14 protein-coding genes are annotated in these 13,141 nt (G+C 58.0%); 5 read left to right on the top strand and 9 right to left on the bottom strand.

Annotated features, from left to right (window positions below; genetic code table 11):
• Window positions 1-33: 33 nt before the first annotated feature.
• Window positions 34-1,578, bottom strand: coding sequence for a 2,3-bisphosphoglycerate-independent phosphoglycerate mutase (gene gpmM, locus USG84_RS18660; protein WP_320738416.1), 1,545 nt, complete (start codon window positions 1,576-1,578; stop codon window positions 34-36).
• A gap of 247 nt (window positions 1,579-1,825) precedes the next feature.
• Here gpmM and USG84_RS18655 point away from each other — a divergent pair, with 247 nt between their 5' ends.
• From USG84_RS18655 to cysE, 5 genes are all read left to right on the top strand, one after another.
• Window positions 1,826-2,257, top strand: coding sequence for a rhodanese-like domain-containing protein (locus USG84_RS18655; RefSeq protein ID WP_014882007.1), 432 nt, complete (start codon window positions 1,826-1,828; stop codon window positions 2,255-2,257).
• Window positions 2,258-2,268: 11 nt separating this feature from the next.
• Complete coding sequence (gene grxC / locus USG84_RS18650) at window positions 2,269-2,520, top strand: glutaredoxin 3 (RefSeq protein WP_003860837.1); 252 nt, start codon at window positions 2,269-2,271, stop codon at window positions 2,518-2,520.
• Between the two features lie 32 nt (window positions 2,521-2,552).
• On the top strand, window positions 2,553-3,020 hold the full coding sequence (gene secB / locus USG84_RS18645) for a protein-export chaperone SecB (RefSeq protein WP_003860835.1): 468 nt from the start codon (window positions 2,553-2,555) through the stop codon (window positions 3,018-3,020).
• Window positions 3,020-4,039, top strand: a complete 1,020-nt coding sequence (gene gpsA / locus USG84_RS18640) for an NAD(P)H-dependent glycerol-3-phosphate dehydrogenase (RefSeq protein WP_320738415.1) — start codon at window positions 3,020-3,022, stop codon at window positions 4,037-4,039. Before secB ends, gpsA begins: the two co-directional genes overlap by 1 nt.
• A 75-nt stretch (window positions 4,040-4,114) precedes the next feature.
• Entirely contained in the window at window positions 4,115-4,936 is an 822-nt protein-coding gene (cysE, locus tag USG84_RS18635; RefSeq protein ID WP_008502718.1) for a serine O-acetyltransferase, read from the top strand.
• Here the strand turns inward: cysE and trmL are convergent.
• The 8 genes from trmL to mtlD form a co-directional block, all read right to left on the bottom strand.
• On the bottom strand, window positions 4,933-5,406 hold the full coding sequence (gene trmL, locus USG84_RS18630) for a tRNA (uridine(34)/cytosine(34)/5-carboxymethylaminomethyluridine(34)-2'-O)-methyltransferase TrmL (RefSeq protein ID WP_028015039.1): 474 nt from the start codon (window positions 5,404-5,406) through the stop codon (window positions 4,933-4,935). The genes cysE and trmL overlap by 4 nt on opposite strands.
• Before the next feature lie 45 nt (window positions 5,407-5,451).
• Window positions 5,452-6,792: an MFS transporter gene (locus USG84_RS18625; protein ID WP_061096617.1), complete on the bottom strand. Its 1,341-nt coding sequence runs from the start codon at window positions 6,790-6,792 to the stop codon at window positions 5,452-5,454.
• Window positions 6,793-6,970: 178 nt separating this feature from the next.
• A complete protein-coding gene (lldD, locus tag USG84_RS18620) occupies window positions 6,971-8,158 on the bottom strand; it encodes an FMN-dependent L-lactate dehydrogenase LldD (protein WP_061096616.1) in 1,188 nt (395 codons plus the stop codon).
• A complete protein-coding gene (gene lldR / locus USG84_RS18615; protein WP_014882013.1) occupies window positions 8,155-8,928 on the bottom strand; it encodes a transcriptional regulator LldR in 774 nt (257 codons plus the stop codon). Before lldR ends, lldD begins: the two co-directional genes overlap by 4 nt.
• Window positions 8,925-10,580: an L-lactate permease gene (lldP, locus tag USG84_RS18610; RefSeq protein WP_061096614.1), complete on the bottom strand. Its 1,656-nt coding sequence runs from the start codon at window positions 10,578-10,580 to the stop codon at window positions 8,925-8,927. Before lldP ends, lldR begins: the two co-directional genes overlap by 4 nt.
• A gap of 330 nt (window positions 10,581-10,910) precedes the next feature.
• On the bottom strand, window positions 10,911-11,273 hold the full coding sequence (locus USG84_RS18605) for a YibL family ribosome-associated protein (RefSeq protein ID WP_151412675.1): 363 nt from the start codon (window positions 11,271-11,273) through the stop codon (window positions 10,911-10,913).
• A 58-nt stretch (window positions 11,274-11,331) separates the two neighbouring features.
• Entirely contained in the window at window positions 11,332-11,922 is a 591-nt protein-coding gene (gene mtlR, locus USG84_RS18600; RefSeq protein ID WP_028015045.1) for a mannitol operon repressor MtlR, read from the bottom strand.
• Window positions 11,919-13,067, bottom strand: a complete 1,149-nt coding sequence (mtlD, locus tag USG84_RS18595) for a mannitol-1-phosphate 5-dehydrogenase (RefSeq protein ID WP_151412677.1) — start codon at window positions 13,065-13,067, stop codon at window positions 11,919-11,921. Before mtlD ends, mtlR begins: the two co-directional genes overlap by 4 nt.
• Window positions 13,068-13,141 lie beyond the last annotated feature (74 nt).

The following is a 13,141-nucleotide window of genomic DNA, read 5'->3' as shown; positions in this document are numbered from 1 at the left end:
TGAAAAAATCGCCTTTCCCCTCATGGGGAGCGATTATTCCACGATGAACAGCGGCTTACCAGTCATCTCTTCAGGGATCGGCATACCCATCAGCGACAACATGGTTGGCGCGATGTCGGAAAGCTTGCCGCCTTCCACTGCTTTCAGTGATTTATCACCCACATAAATCAGCGGAACCGGCAGGTTGGTATGGGCGGTGTGCGCCTGACCGGTCGCCGGGTCGCGCATCTGCTCGGCGTTACCGTGGTCAGCGGTGATCAGCAGCTGGCCGCCAACGGACTCAACCGCTTTCGCAACCTGCTCAACGCAGTGGTCCAGCGCTTCAACCGCCTTCACTGCCGCTTCCATCACGCCGGTATGGCCGACCATGTCGCCGTTCGGATAGTTACAGATGATGGTGTCGTACTTGCCGCTTTCGATGGCCGCGACCAGTTTTTCAGTCAATTCTGCAGAGCTCATTTCTGGCTGCAGATCGTAAGTCGCCACTTTCGGCGAGTTGATCAGAATGCGCTCTTCGCCTTTGAACGGCTCTTCAACGCCGCCGTTAAAGAAGAAGGTCACGTGCGCATACTTCTCCGTTTCGGAGATACGCAGCTGGGTTTTGTCGTTCTTCGCCATCCACTCGCCGAAGGTATTGGCCAGCGAGGCAGGTGGGTAAGCGCAAGGCGCGTTGATGTCTGCCGCGTATTCGGTCAGCTGGATGAAGTCGATGTTCACCACTTTTTTACGGGCGAAACCGTCGAAATCGCTATTCACGAACGCACGGGTGATTTCGCGCGCGCGGTCAGCGCGGAAGTTCATGAAGATCAGCGCATCGCCATCTTTCATGGCGGCATCAGCCTGGCCTTCAGCGCGGATCACGCTCGCTTTCACGAATTCATCGTTTTCATCACGCGCGTAAGCGGCTTCCAGGGCTTCAACGGCGGTCGCGAACTGGAATTCCCCTTTTGCCAGGGTCATCAGATCATAGGCCTGTTCAACGCGATCCCAGCGGTTGTCGCGGTCCATAGCGTAGTAACGGCCAATGATGGAGGCCACGCGGCCTTTGCCCAGCGCGGCGAATTTGTCTTCGAAGGCTTGCAAAGAGCCTTTTGCGCTGCGCGGCGGCGTATCGCGACCGTCCAGGAAGGCGTGCAGGTAGATTTTTTCCGCACCGCGTTCAGCGGCCAGCTCAACCATCGCCATGATGTGATCTTCGTGGCTGTGCACGCCGCCCGCGGAGAGCAGACCCATGATGTGCACCGCTTTACCTGCCGCAACGGCTTTGTCTACAGCGCCGCAGAGAACCGGGTTCGCGAAGAAGGTGCGTTCTTTGATTTCGACGTCCAGACGGGTCAGATCCTGATACACGATACGGCCTGCGCCCAGGTTAACGTGGCCGACTTCGGAGTTGCCCATCTGGCGATCCGGCAGACCCACTTCCAGACCGGATGCGTCAATCAGGGTATGCGGACGTTTTGCCCACAGTGCATCCATGACCGGGGTTTTTGCGTTGAAAATAGCGTTATCCTGGCTGTCTTCACGGTAGCCATAGCCATCCAGAATCACCAGTACCATAGTTTTTTTAGAAACCGACATTGCAACAACCTCATGCTCAAGAGTCAAAATTTGCGTAATTTTACTACAGCTGAATCGATCAAATAGCCGCAGAAGATCAAAGAAAGCGCGGGGGCAAGATGCTGACCGGACCATTTTGAAGCATTTTTTTAGGTGGCATGCCGCAGAAAATGGATTAGGTTATGGTCGCTGGCTGTATTTGCCAGAACGCACAGGTATACTCCTGTCCTGGTTTTTTTTATCACTTAGTCGGGAGTAGTTACCCTCCATGCAAGAAATTATGCAATTCGTTAGCCGCCATCCGGTACTGAGCATCGCGTGGATTGGCCTGCTGGCTGCTGTGCTGTTCACCACATTTAAGAGCCTGACGTCTAAGATTAAGGTTATCACCCGTGGTGAAGCGACGCGTCTGATTAACAAAGAAGATGCCGTCGTTGTCGATCTGCGTCAGCGTGACGATTTCCGTAAAGGTCACATTGCCGGCGCAATCAACCTGTTGCCAGCTGAAATCAAAGCCAACAACGTTGGTGAGCTTGAGAAACACAAAGCCCAGCCCATTATCGTTGTGGATGCGACCGGTATGCAGGCGCAGGAATCTGCCAGCGCGCTTTATAAAGCGGGCTTCGAAAACGTAACGGTACTGAAAGAAGGGATTTCCGGCTGGAGCGGGGAAAATCTTCCTTTGGTTCGCGGTAAATAAGGAGTTCAGTCATGGCCAATATTGAGATCTACACCAAAGCGACGTGCCCGTTCTGCCACCGTGCGAAAGCGCTGCTGAGCAGCAAAGGCGTCACGTTCAAGGAACTGCCGATCGACGGTGACGCGATTAAACGCGAAGAGATGATCCAACGTAGTGGTCGTACGACGGTTCCGCAGATTTTTATTGATGCGCAGCACATTGGCGGCTGTGATGACTTGTATGCGCTCGACGCCCGTGGTGGACTCGATCCGCTGCTGAGCTAAGAGACTTTAGGACAATTAAAAAGGGTATTTCCATGTCAGAACAAAACAACACCGAAATGACTTTCCAGATCCAGCGTATCTACACCAAGGATGTCTCTTTCGAAGCGCCAAATGCGCCGCACGTTTTCCAGAAAGACTGGCAGCCAGAGGTTAAACTTGATCTGGATACCGCATCCACCCAGCTGGCGGATGACGTGTATGAAGTCGTACTGCGTGTGACCGTGACCGCCTCTCTGGGCGAAGAAACTGCATTCCTGTGCGAAGTACAGCAGGGCGGTATCTTCTCCATCGGCGGCATCGAAGGCAACCAGATGGCGCATTGCCTGGGTGCATACTGCCCGAACATCCTGTTCCCGTATGCCCGTGAATGCATCACCAGCCTGGTTTCTCGCGGTACATTCCCGCAACTGAACCTTGCGCCAGTGAACTTTGATGCGCTGTTCATGAACTATCTGCAGCAGCAGGCTGGCGAAGGTGCCGAACAACATCAGGATGCCTGATGAGCACTGTTAATGCGTCAATGACTGTGATCGGTGCCGGCTCATACGGCACCGCTCTTGCCATCACGCTGGCAAGAAATGGTCACGACGTGGTCCTGTGGGGCCACGATCCAAAACATATTGCCACGCTGCAGCATGACCGTTGCAATGTGGCGTTTCTCCCGGACGTTCCGTTCCCTGACACCCTGCACCTGGAAAGCGATCTTTCGACCGCGCTGGCGGCCAGCCGCAACATTTTGATTGTGGTGCCGAGCCATGTCTTTGGCGACGTGCTGAATCAGATCAAGCCGCTGATGCGCCCGGATGCGCGTATCGTCTGGGCGACCAAAGGGCTGGAAGCGGAAACCGGACGCCTGCTGCAGGACGTTGCCCGCGAAGCGCTGGGCGATGAGATCCCGCTGGCGGTTATCTCCGGCCCAACGTTTGCCAAAGAGCTGGCTGCGGGCCTGCCGACGGCGATCTCGCTGGCATCCACTGACCAGGTCTTCTCCGACGATCTCCAGCAACTGCTGCACTGCGGCAAGAGCTTCCGCGTCTACAGCAACCCCGATTTCATCGGCGTGCAGCTGGGCGGCGCGGTGAAGAACGTGATTGCCATCGGTGCCGGGATGTCTGACGGTATTGGCTTTGGCGCCAACGCGCGTACGGCGTTGATTACCCGCGGCTTAACCGAGATGTCCCGTCTGGGCGAAGCGCTGGGCGCCGATCCGGCCACCTTTATGGGGATGGCGGGTCTGGGCGACCTGGTGCTGACCTGTACCGACAACCAGTCTCGTAACCGCCGCTTTGGCATGATGCTCGGACAGGGCAGCGATGTAAAAAGCGCGCAGGAGAAGATTGGACAGGTGGTGGAAGGCTACCGCAATACCAAAGAAGTTCGCGAGTTGGCGCACCGGTTTGGTGTCGAAATGCCAATAACCGAGGAAATTTATCAGGTATTGTATTGCGGAAAAAATGCGCGCGAGGCAGCATTGACCTTATTAGGTCGTGCGCGCAAGGACGAGCGCAGCAGTAACTAGTCGGAACCGTTGTCACCTGAATGACCCAGCCAGCGCAGAACTGGCTGGTCATTATACTATCGTCTGGAGTTAGCAATGCCGTGTGAAGAACTGGATATCGTCTGGAATAATATTAAAGCCGAAGCCCGGGCGCTGGCCGACTGTGAGCCGATGCTGGCCAGTTTTTACCACGCGACGTTACTCAAGCACGAAAATCTCGGCAGCGCGCTGAGCTACATGCTCGCCAACAAGCTCGCTTCCTCCATCATGCCTGCTATCGCCATTCGTGAAGTGGTGGAAGAGGCTTACGCCGCAGACCCGGAAATGATCGCCTCTGCCGCCTGTGATATCCAGGCCGTGCGCACGCGTGACCCGGCGGTGGATAAATACTCTACGCCGCTGCTGTACCTGAAAGGCTTCCACGCCCTGCAGGCGTACCGCATCGGCCACTGGTTATGGAATGAAGGCCGCCGCGCGCTGGCGATTTTCCTGCAAAACCAGGTCTCCGTGACGTTCCAGGTCGATATTCACCCGGCGGCGAAGATTGGCCGCGGAATCATGCTCGACCACGCCACCGGCATCGTGGTGGGTGAAACGGCGGTGATTGAAGATGACGTCTCGATCCTGCAGTCGGTTACCCTGGGCGGTACCGGTAAAACCAGCGGCGATCGCCACCCGAAAATTCGTGAAGGGGTGATGATTGGCGCGGGGGCTAAAATTCTCGGCAATATCGAAGTCGGGCGCGGCGCGAAGATTGGCGCGGGGTCGGTTGTGCTCCAGCCCGTACCGCCGCACACCACCGCCGCTGGCGTACCGGCGCGCATCGTTGGTAAGCCAGACAGCGATAAGCCGTCGATGGATATGGACCAGCACTTCAACGGCATTCACCATACCTTCGAGTATGGTGACGGCATTTAACTTCTGAGAATGGCGCCGGGATAACCCAGCTGGCGCCAGGCTTCATACACCACCACCGACACCGCGTTCGACAGGTTCATGCTGCGGCTGTCCGGCATCATCGGAATACGGATCTTCTGCTCAGCGGGCAGGGCATCCAGGATCGTGGCCGGCAGGCCGCGGGTTTCCGGGCCAAACATTAGATAGTCACCCTCCTGATAGCTCACTGCGCTGTGCGCTGGCGTGCCTTTGGTGGTCAGGGCGAACATGCGCTGCGGCTTCTCTGCTTCCAGAAACGCGGCGTAATCGTGATGGCGAACCACGGCGGTAAATTCATGGTAATCCAGCCCCGCGCGGCGCAGGCGTTTGTCGTCCCACGTAAAGCCCATCGGCTCAATGATGTGCAGGCGAAAACCGGTGTTGGCGCACAGGCGGATGATATTGCCGGTGTTCGGCGGAATTTCTGGTTCGAATAAAACGATGTTAAGCATGCTGCCCCCTTAATTGCGGGGGCAGAATAGCAGAAAAGAGAGGAACTACGCGACGCCGGGTTCCTGCGAGCGGCTATACAGCATTTTGTAGACGGTTGCCGCCGCGGCCACCAGGGCGGGCACGCTGAGGATCATTAAAATACTGTCTGCCTGCCACTGCATAGAAAGAAGCTGGGCGCTGGTCATAGTGCCCGCCACCCCGCCAAAGCGGCCGATCCCCTGCATCCAGGCGATGCCCGTCGCGCGGCACTCGGTAGGGTAAAAGGTGGCCGCCAGGGTCTGCATGCCCGACTGCGCGCCGTTCATCGCGATCCCCATCAGGAAAATCAGCCCGCCAAACAGGGCGATATGGTTATGCTCAAGGCCGAGTAACAGGATCAGTCCCATCGTCAGGACAAATCCCCCTGCGACCACCTTGTGCGCTTCCCAGCGGTCCATCATCCAGCCCGCGAGCAGAATGCCTGCGGTGCCGCCGAAGGTGAACAGCGAGGTGAGCCAGGCGGATTCCGCCAGGGCATACCCCATCCCCTGCATCAGCGTCGGCATCCAGCTAAGCAGGACGTAGTAAATCACCAGCCCCATAAAATAGGTCACCCACAGCATCAGGGTGCCGGGCAGCCAGGGCATGGAAAACAGCTGTCCCACGCTCCCTTTTTTAGACGCGACTTTCTCTTCCGCCAGGAAAAAGCCCGTGACGCTCTCCAGCGTGCTGCGGCTGAACCGGCTGGCGATACGGCGGACCTGCATAACGTCCTTCCCGCGCTGCACCAGAAACTTCACCGATTCCGGCAGCAGCAGCGCCAGCAGCACGGTTAAAATCAGCGGGGCAATCGCGCCGGTCAGCAGCACGCTTCGCCAGCCGTGGTGGGGAATAAGCCAGGAAGAGATCGCGCCGCCGCCCGCCGCGCCCAGAGGGAAGCCGCAGTACATGGTATTAATCGCCATGGCGCGGCAGCGCTGGGGGGCGAACTCCGAAATCAGCGTGATGGCGTTTGGCATCGCGGCACCGAGCCCGAGGCCCGTCAGAAAGCGCCACAGCGTAAGGGTATTCAGGCTTTGCGCCCAGGCCGTCCCCAGGCTCGCCAGGCCGAAGAACAGGCACGAAAAGACCAGCACGCGCTTGCGCCCCATCCGGTCCGATACCGGGCCTGCAATCAGGGCACCCAGCGACAGCCCCAGCAGCGCCGCGCTCAGCACCGGGCCCAGATCCTGTTTGTGTATCCCCCATTCTGCCGACAGCGTAGGCGCGATGTAGCCCATTGCTGCGGTATCAAAACCATCGATCGCCAGAACCAGAAAGCCCAGCACGATAAGAAGCCAGTGAAACCCTGAAAAGGGACTCTCGTCGATTACCTGCTGAATATCCACCTTACCTGAATAGGCCATATGCTCCTCTCTGATGTGATGTTGTTTTTGTGCTCTTGTATTTGCTTGTCTATACAATTGCTAACCGGAGGGGTGTGTCAAATTTTCTTATCCAGAATGTTACGCAGGTGTTATTTTCGACAAAAAAAGCGCCCGAGGGGGAAGTCGGGCGCAGGAGAAAAATAGTTACAGATGAAAGTCAGGCCGCGTTTCCCTGCGAAAGGGGGGCCAGCGCCGCAGGCAGCTTGCTCAGCTCCTGCACCAGCGAATCCTTGCTGATTTCACCGATCGTTTTCGCGCCGGTCAGGGTCATCGCCACCTTCATCTCTTTCTCGATCAGGCTCAGCAGGTTTGCCACGCCAGCCTGGCCGCTGGTGGCCAGCGCGTAAAGGTACGCGCGGCCCAGCAGCACGCTGTCTGCGCCCAGGGCAATCATGCGCACCACGTCCAGCCCGTTGCGGATGCCGCTGTCGGCCAGAATCGCAATATCCCCTTTCACCGCATCGGCAATGGCCGGCAGCGCGCGGGCAGAGGAGAGCACGCCGTCGAGCTGACGTCCACCGTGGTTAGAGACCACAATCCCGTCCGCGCCGAAGCGCACCGCGTCGCGGGCATCTTCCGGGTCAAGGATCCCTTTGATCACCATCGGGCCGTCCCAGAATTCGCGGATCCACTCCAGGTCTTTCCACGAGATTGACGGATCGAAGTTGTTCGCCAGCCAGCCGATGTAATCTTCCAGCCCGGTGGGTTTACCGAGGTATGCCGAGATATTCCCCAGATCGTGCGGACGACCGTTCAGGCCGACGTCCCACGCCCACTGCGGATGCGTAACTGCCTGCCAGTAGCGGCGCAGGGCGGCATTCGGGCCGCTCATGCCGGAGTGGGCATCGCGGTAGCGCGCGCCGGGTGTGGGCATATCGACGGTAAAGACCAGCGTGGAGCAGCCCGCCGCTTTGGCGCGCTCAAGGGCGTTACGCATAAAGCCGCGATCGCGCAGGACGTAAAGCTGGAACCACATCGGGCGCTTGATGGTCGGGGCGACCTCTTCAATCGGGCAGACTGAGACGGTAGAAAGCGTAAACGGAATGCCTTTGGCATCCGCAGCGGCGGCGGCCTGCACTTCGCCACGGCGGGCATACATGCCGCATAAGCCGACAGGCGCGAGCGCGACGGGCATGGAGAGCGTTTCGTTGAACAGCTTTGTTTCAAGGCTCAGGTCAGACATATTCTTCAGCACGCGCTGGCGCAGGGCCACTTCAGACAGATCCTCCACGTTGCGGCGCAGGGTGTATTCGGCATACGCCCCACCGTCGATGTAGTGGAACAGGAACGGCGGCAAAATGCGCTGCGCCGCGGCGCGGTAGTCACTGGCTGCTGAAATAATCATGCTTTGTTCTCCCTGGAAATATCACTGTCGCCAGGCAGACGGGTAATACGCGCCTGTCGGGCCTGGTCTTCATCGAATCGTTTAATGGTGGTGTGCACGAAGCCGAGATGCGCCATCATCGCCTTGCGCGCGGCTTCGGCATCGCCGGCCAGAATGGCGTTGAGCACCGCCTCGTGCTGTTCGGTCAGCTGGGCAAAGACCGGCGGGACCAGATACATGCGCTGGCGGCTCTGCTTCACGGAGGATTGCAGCAGGTCGAAGAACCCGCGCATGGTCTGGAGCAGCACCACGTTGTGCGAGGCCTCGGCGATTGCCAGGTGAAAGCGGACGTCCGCCTGGGAGGCGATGTCCGGGTCGCTGCTTTGCGTGGCCTCAAAACAGGCTTTGAGCTTCTCTTTGTCGGCTTCGGTTGCCCGCATCGCCGCGTGCCACGCGGTACTGGTTTCGATGGCGTGACGCGCTTCAAGAATGTCGAAGCTGTAGTCCGGGTCGTTTTCCATCAGCGTTTTCAGCGGCTGAACGATGTTTTGCTCGGACCAGTCGTCATGCTGCCAGCGCACAAAGGTGCCGCCGCCGCGACGGCTCACCAGCACGCCTTCGCTGACCAGCGTCGCGAGCGCCTCGCGCAATGAGTTACGCGATACGCCAAGCTGGGCGGCAAGCTGGCGCTCGGCGGGCAATTTCATGCCCGCTTCCAGCTGTTGTTCTTCAATCAGCGCCCGCACGCGAGAGGCAATCTCGTCGGACAGGCGTCTGGGCATCACTATCATGGGATCATCCAGGTTAAGACATAGGCCTGCAGGGTGGTGATCACGCCCACCATGCAGGTGAATATCAGGCTGTGTTTAACGGTAAAGCGGAACAGGTCCGACTCTTTGCCCACCAGTCCCACCGCGGCACAGGCAATGGCGATGGACTGCGGGGAGATCATTTTGCCGGTCACGCCGCCGGTGGTGTTCGCGGCCACCAGCAGCACGTCCGACACGCCAATCTGCTGCGCCGCCGTTGCCTGCAGGGCGGCAAACAGGGCGTTAGACGAGGTATCTGAACCGGTCAGGAACACCCCCAGCCAGCCGAGGAACGGCGAGAAGAAGGTGAACGCGTGTCCGGTGTGGGCCAGCGCTAACGCCAGCGTCGACGACAGGCCGGAGTAGTTCGAGATAAACGCGAACGCCAGCACCATGCCGATGGAGTAGATCGGCAGCATCAGCTCTTTAATCGTCGCCGCAAAAGTCTGTACCGCTGCGGCAGGCTTCATGCGCAGCCACACCACGGAAAGGAGTGCCGCAAACAGAATCGCCGTGCCGGTGGCGGAGAACCAGTCAAACTTAAACACTGCCGCATACGGGGTGGCGTCGTGCACTACCGGCGGCATACGGGCAACCATCTTGTCGAGGAACGGCACGGAGATGTTAATCACCATGTCGTACAGCGCGCCGCCCGGAGCGAACAGGGCTTTAAACGGCGGAATGCTCCACAGCGTCACGGTGGCGGTCAGGAACAGGAACGGCGACCAGGCGCGGACGATCTGTCCTGCGGTATAGCCCGTGCGGGCGAGGGTCTGATCCACGTGCGACGCGCCCATGTCGGCAAAGCGGAAGATGCGCACCGGCTGCCAGCGTTTCAGGAACAGCGTCAGACAAATCAGCGACACCAGCGAAGAGATAATGTCCGGCAGTTCCGGGCCGAGGAAGTTCGAGCTGAGGTACTGGGCAATGGCGAACGAACCGCCTGCCACCATCACCGCAGGCCAGGTCTCCTTCACGCCGCGCCAGCCGTCCATAATCGCCATGATCCAGAACAGGACGATAATGGTCAGGAACGGCAGCTGGCGGCCTACCATCTGGCCGATCTCAAAGCTGTCCAGCCCGGTCACCTGTCCGGCCACCAGAATCGGGATCCCCATCGCGCCAAAGGCTACCGGCGCGGTGTTCACAATCAGGCACAGGCCCGCGGCATACAGCGGGTTAAAGCCCAGACCCACCAGCAGCGCAGCGGTGATCGCCACCGGTGCGCCAAAGCCTGCCGCACCTTCGAGGAACGCGCCGAAGGAGAAGCCGACTATCAGCATCTGCAGGCGCTGGTCCGGGGTGATGGAGAGAATCGACGAACGAATGATGTCGAACTGCCCGGTCTTTACCGAGATTTTATAGACAAAGACCGCGGCGATGATGATCCACGCAATCGGCCACAGGCCGTAGAAGAAGCCGTAGACAACGGAGGCCAGCGCGCGGTCGACCGGCATTTTGTAGAAGAACAGCGCCACCAGCAGGGCGATGGCAACGGTATACGTCGCGGCGAGGTAGCCCTTCAGCTTGAGCTTAATCAGCGCAAAGAAGAAGAACAGGATCGGAAGCGATGCGATCAGGCTCGACAGCCAGATATTTCCGGCCGGGTCGTAGTTTTGTTGCCAGAGGCTCATGCAGGTCTCCTGGGGACCAGACAGCCTGTGCTGCGGGTGAGTCTCCGCTCAACTCTGCGTCACAAACTGTGTAAAAGTGGTCCTGCCAATATTGTGTTGTAGGGTTAATGACAATGAATGGTTAACCAGATGTTATGAGGTGGCAATGGTTTTGTGAGCGGAAATAATGAAATTGTGAACCGGGGAAGGAAGAAAACGGGGATTGGTTGGGCCAATTTTAAGCTGGTGGGGCCTGAATCCCTCACCCCAGCCCTCTCCCAGAGGGAGAAAACCGCACCGTACAGTCCCCTCGCCCCTTTGGGGAGAGGGTTAGGGTGAGGGGAAGAATAGTTAAAAAGCCGTCTTACAAAAACCCGTCATCTCTTTCAGGCCCATCTCGCGGCCAAGCTCGGTCATCGGGTGCACCACCACCAGGCCACGGACGCTTTTCTTCAGCTTGCCCATGTCGGCCTGCTCTTTTTTGGTGATCGCGCGGCGGTGCGGCATGCCCATCAGCTTCTGCGCTTCTTTGCTCAGCTTCTGGCCTTTCACTTCGCGCAGGCGCTCGATTTCAGCTTCCAGCTTCGCGGACTCTTTTTCCAGCTCGGCGTACTTCTCGGCGGAATCGACCAGTGACAGGCCAGCCATCTGATGACGGATCAGATCCAGGCGGTCGCTCAGGCGCTTAATTTCGTTCTTTTCGACTTCTTTCATGACAAATGACTCTGAAAACGGGGAATTTAGAGGGAAGGATACACCAATGTGAACGGGCTTACTTCTGAAACGCTTTTTTTAAGCTGATTTTAGAAATCAGCTCAGTCAGGGAAAGGACCATAGTGGAACGGACAACCTGTTGATAGCGCAGCTTTTGCATCGCGTACAGTTCAGGGTCGCTATTATCAAAATGGGGAGCAGGGGGCAGGGCGGTTACGCAGTGCAGTTCGCCGAAAGGCCCCAGAATCTCATCATCGGTAAAGGTGTACTCATTACCGTCATGATTGAGCTCTTCGCGCAGCGCCATTAACAGCTCCGCATCTTCATACTCTTGCCGGTTCAGCACGCCAAGACCATAAATCAGCTTCAGGCGCACCGACAGATCGCCCAGCGGTCCGTCTCCGTCCAGTAACGGTTCTACAGCGTACTTTACCGCGTAGTCGTCTTTGCGAAACACCTGAAGCACCAGAATGTTCACCGCCTCGGTCAGTAATTCGACGGCGGCAATCAGGAAGCTTCGTACGGTTTTGCCAGCATTCAGACGCTCAAGCACACGATTTTCAAAGGCCTGGGTTTGTTCCATTATTGCCTGCATATCTGACAATCTGTTATTCGGGCGCAGGCTAACCTGCGCCGGATTCTGCATCATTTGGTTGCGTTGTATGCGTTAACCGCCTCCGCAACCACGTCGCTGCTGGCGTCCAGACCGGAAATCTGCGCCAGCGCAGCCTGCGCGCCTTTGTCATCAATCAGCTGAGCCAGCTCAATCGCCTGCGGGTCCTGCTCGCTGCGGTAGTGCATCGCGGCGGCAATTCCTTTCACCAGGTTGGCGTGCGGCAGGCCGTATTCCAGCGTGCCGAGCAGCGGCTTAATCAGGCGGTCGCCCGCGCTGAGCTTACGCAGCGGCTGACGGCCCACGCGCTCAACGTCATCTTTCAGATACGGGTTTTCAAAACGACCGAGGATTTTCTGGATGTATGCTGCGTGTTTATCAGCATCAAAACCGTAGCGTTTGATCAGCACCGCGCCGCTCTCTTCCATCGCCCCTTTTACCACCGCGCGGATCTGCTCATCGAGGATCGCGTCACGAATGGTCTGATGACCGGCCAATTTTCCGAGGTACGCGGTTATAGCATGCCCGGTGTTCAGCGTGAAGAGTTTGCGTTCGACAAATGCCATCAGGTTATCGGTTAATTCCATTCCCGGAATGGTCGGCAGCGCGCCCTTAAACTGGGTTTTATCGACGATCCACTCGCTGAAGGTTTCAACAGTGACTTCCAGCGGATCGTTGGTGGCGGATTCAGACGGCGGAACGATGCGGTCCACGGCGGAATCGACAAAACCGACGTGCGCTTCAACCCAGGCTTTATCTTCGTCAGCCACGGCCGCCATAACGTGTCCTTTCAGCTGCGAGGTGCCGCGCACCATGTTTTCGCAGGCGATGATGTTCAGCGGAGCGTCGTTGCCCTGCGCTTTGCGTTTAGCCAGGCCTTTCGCGACCGCAGGAGCAATACGCTCAAGCACCACCGGACCCACGGCGGTGGTCACCAGATCAACGCTGGCGATCAGGTCAATCACGTCGTCGCCGATGCTGCTGACCGCGTTGACGCCAGAGACCGTTTCAACCTGCTCGTTTTCACCCACCACATGAACCTGATAGCTATGACGGGCATTCAGGGCATCCAGAACCACCTGATTCACATCGGCGAATGTCAGAGTAATGCCCGCGTCTGCCAGCAGTTTACCGATAAAACCACGACCGATATTACCTGCGCCAAAATGTAATGCTTTCATAGTGTTAACCTTCATCAATGTTTTTACCCGAGAGGGCTGGGGTGAGGAACGTTTTCCCCTCACCCTAGCCCTCT

Source organism: Enterobacter sp. 168J2, assembly GCF_034107265.1.
Lineage (GTDB): Bacteria > Pseudomonadota > Gammaproteobacteria > Enterobacterales > Enterobacteriaceae > Enterobacter > Enterobacter nematophilus.
This window is presented reverse-complemented; position numbering and strand designations above follow the sequence as displayed.

Bases quoted from the DNA above. Each gene is read 5' to 3' on its own strand.
- gpmM (WP_320738416.1), bottom strand. From the start codon at position 1,578: ATGTCGGTTTCTAAAAAAACTATGGTACTGGTGATTCTGGATGGCTAT.
- USG84_RS18655 (WP_014882007.1), top strand. From the start codon at position 1,826: ATGCAAGAAATTATGCAATTCGTTAGCCGCCATCCGGTACTGAGCATC.
- grxC (WP_003860837.1), top strand. From the start codon at position 2,269: ATGGCCAATATTGAGATCTACACCAAAGCGACGTGCCCGTTCTGCCAC.
- secB (WP_003860835.1), top strand. From the start codon at position 2,553: ATGTCAGAACAAAACAACACCGAAATGACTTTCCAGATCCAGCGTATC.
- gpsA (WP_320738415.1), top strand. From the start codon at position 3,020: ATGAGCACTGTTAATGCGTCAATGACTGTGATCGGTGCCGGCTCATAC.
- cysE (WP_008502718.1), top strand. From the start codon at position 4,115: ATGCCGTGTGAAGAACTGGATATCGTCTGGAATAATATTAAAGCCGAA.
- trmL (WP_028015039.1), bottom strand. From the start codon at position 5,406: ATGCTTAACATCGTTTTATTCGAACCAGAAATTCCGCCGAACACCGGC.
- USG84_RS18625 (WP_061096617.1), bottom strand. From the start codon at position 6,792: ATGGCCTATTCAGGTAAGGTGGATATTCAGCAGGTAATCGACGAGAGT.
- lldD (WP_061096616.1), bottom strand. From the start codon at position 8,158: ATGATTATTTCAGCAGCCAGTGACTACCGCGCCGCGGCGCAGCGCATT.
- lldR (WP_014882013.1), bottom strand. From the start codon at position 8,928: ATGATAGTGATGCCCAGACGCCTGTCCGACGAGATTGCCTCTCGCGTG.
- lldP (WP_061096614.1), bottom strand. From the start codon at position 10,580: ATGAGCCTCTGGCAACAAAACTACGACCCGGCCGGAAATATCTGGCTG.
- USG84_RS18605 (WP_151412675.1), bottom strand. From the start codon at position 11,273: ATGAAAGAAGTCGAAAAGAACGAAATTAAGCGCCTGAGCGACCGCCTG.
- mtlR (WP_028015045.1), bottom strand. From the start codon at position 11,922: ATGATGCAGAATCCGGCGCAGGTTAGCCTGCGCCCGAATAACAGATTG.
- mtlD (WP_151412677.1), bottom strand. From the start codon at position 13,067: ATGAAAGCATTACATTTTGGCGCAGGTAATATCGGTCGTGGTTTTATC.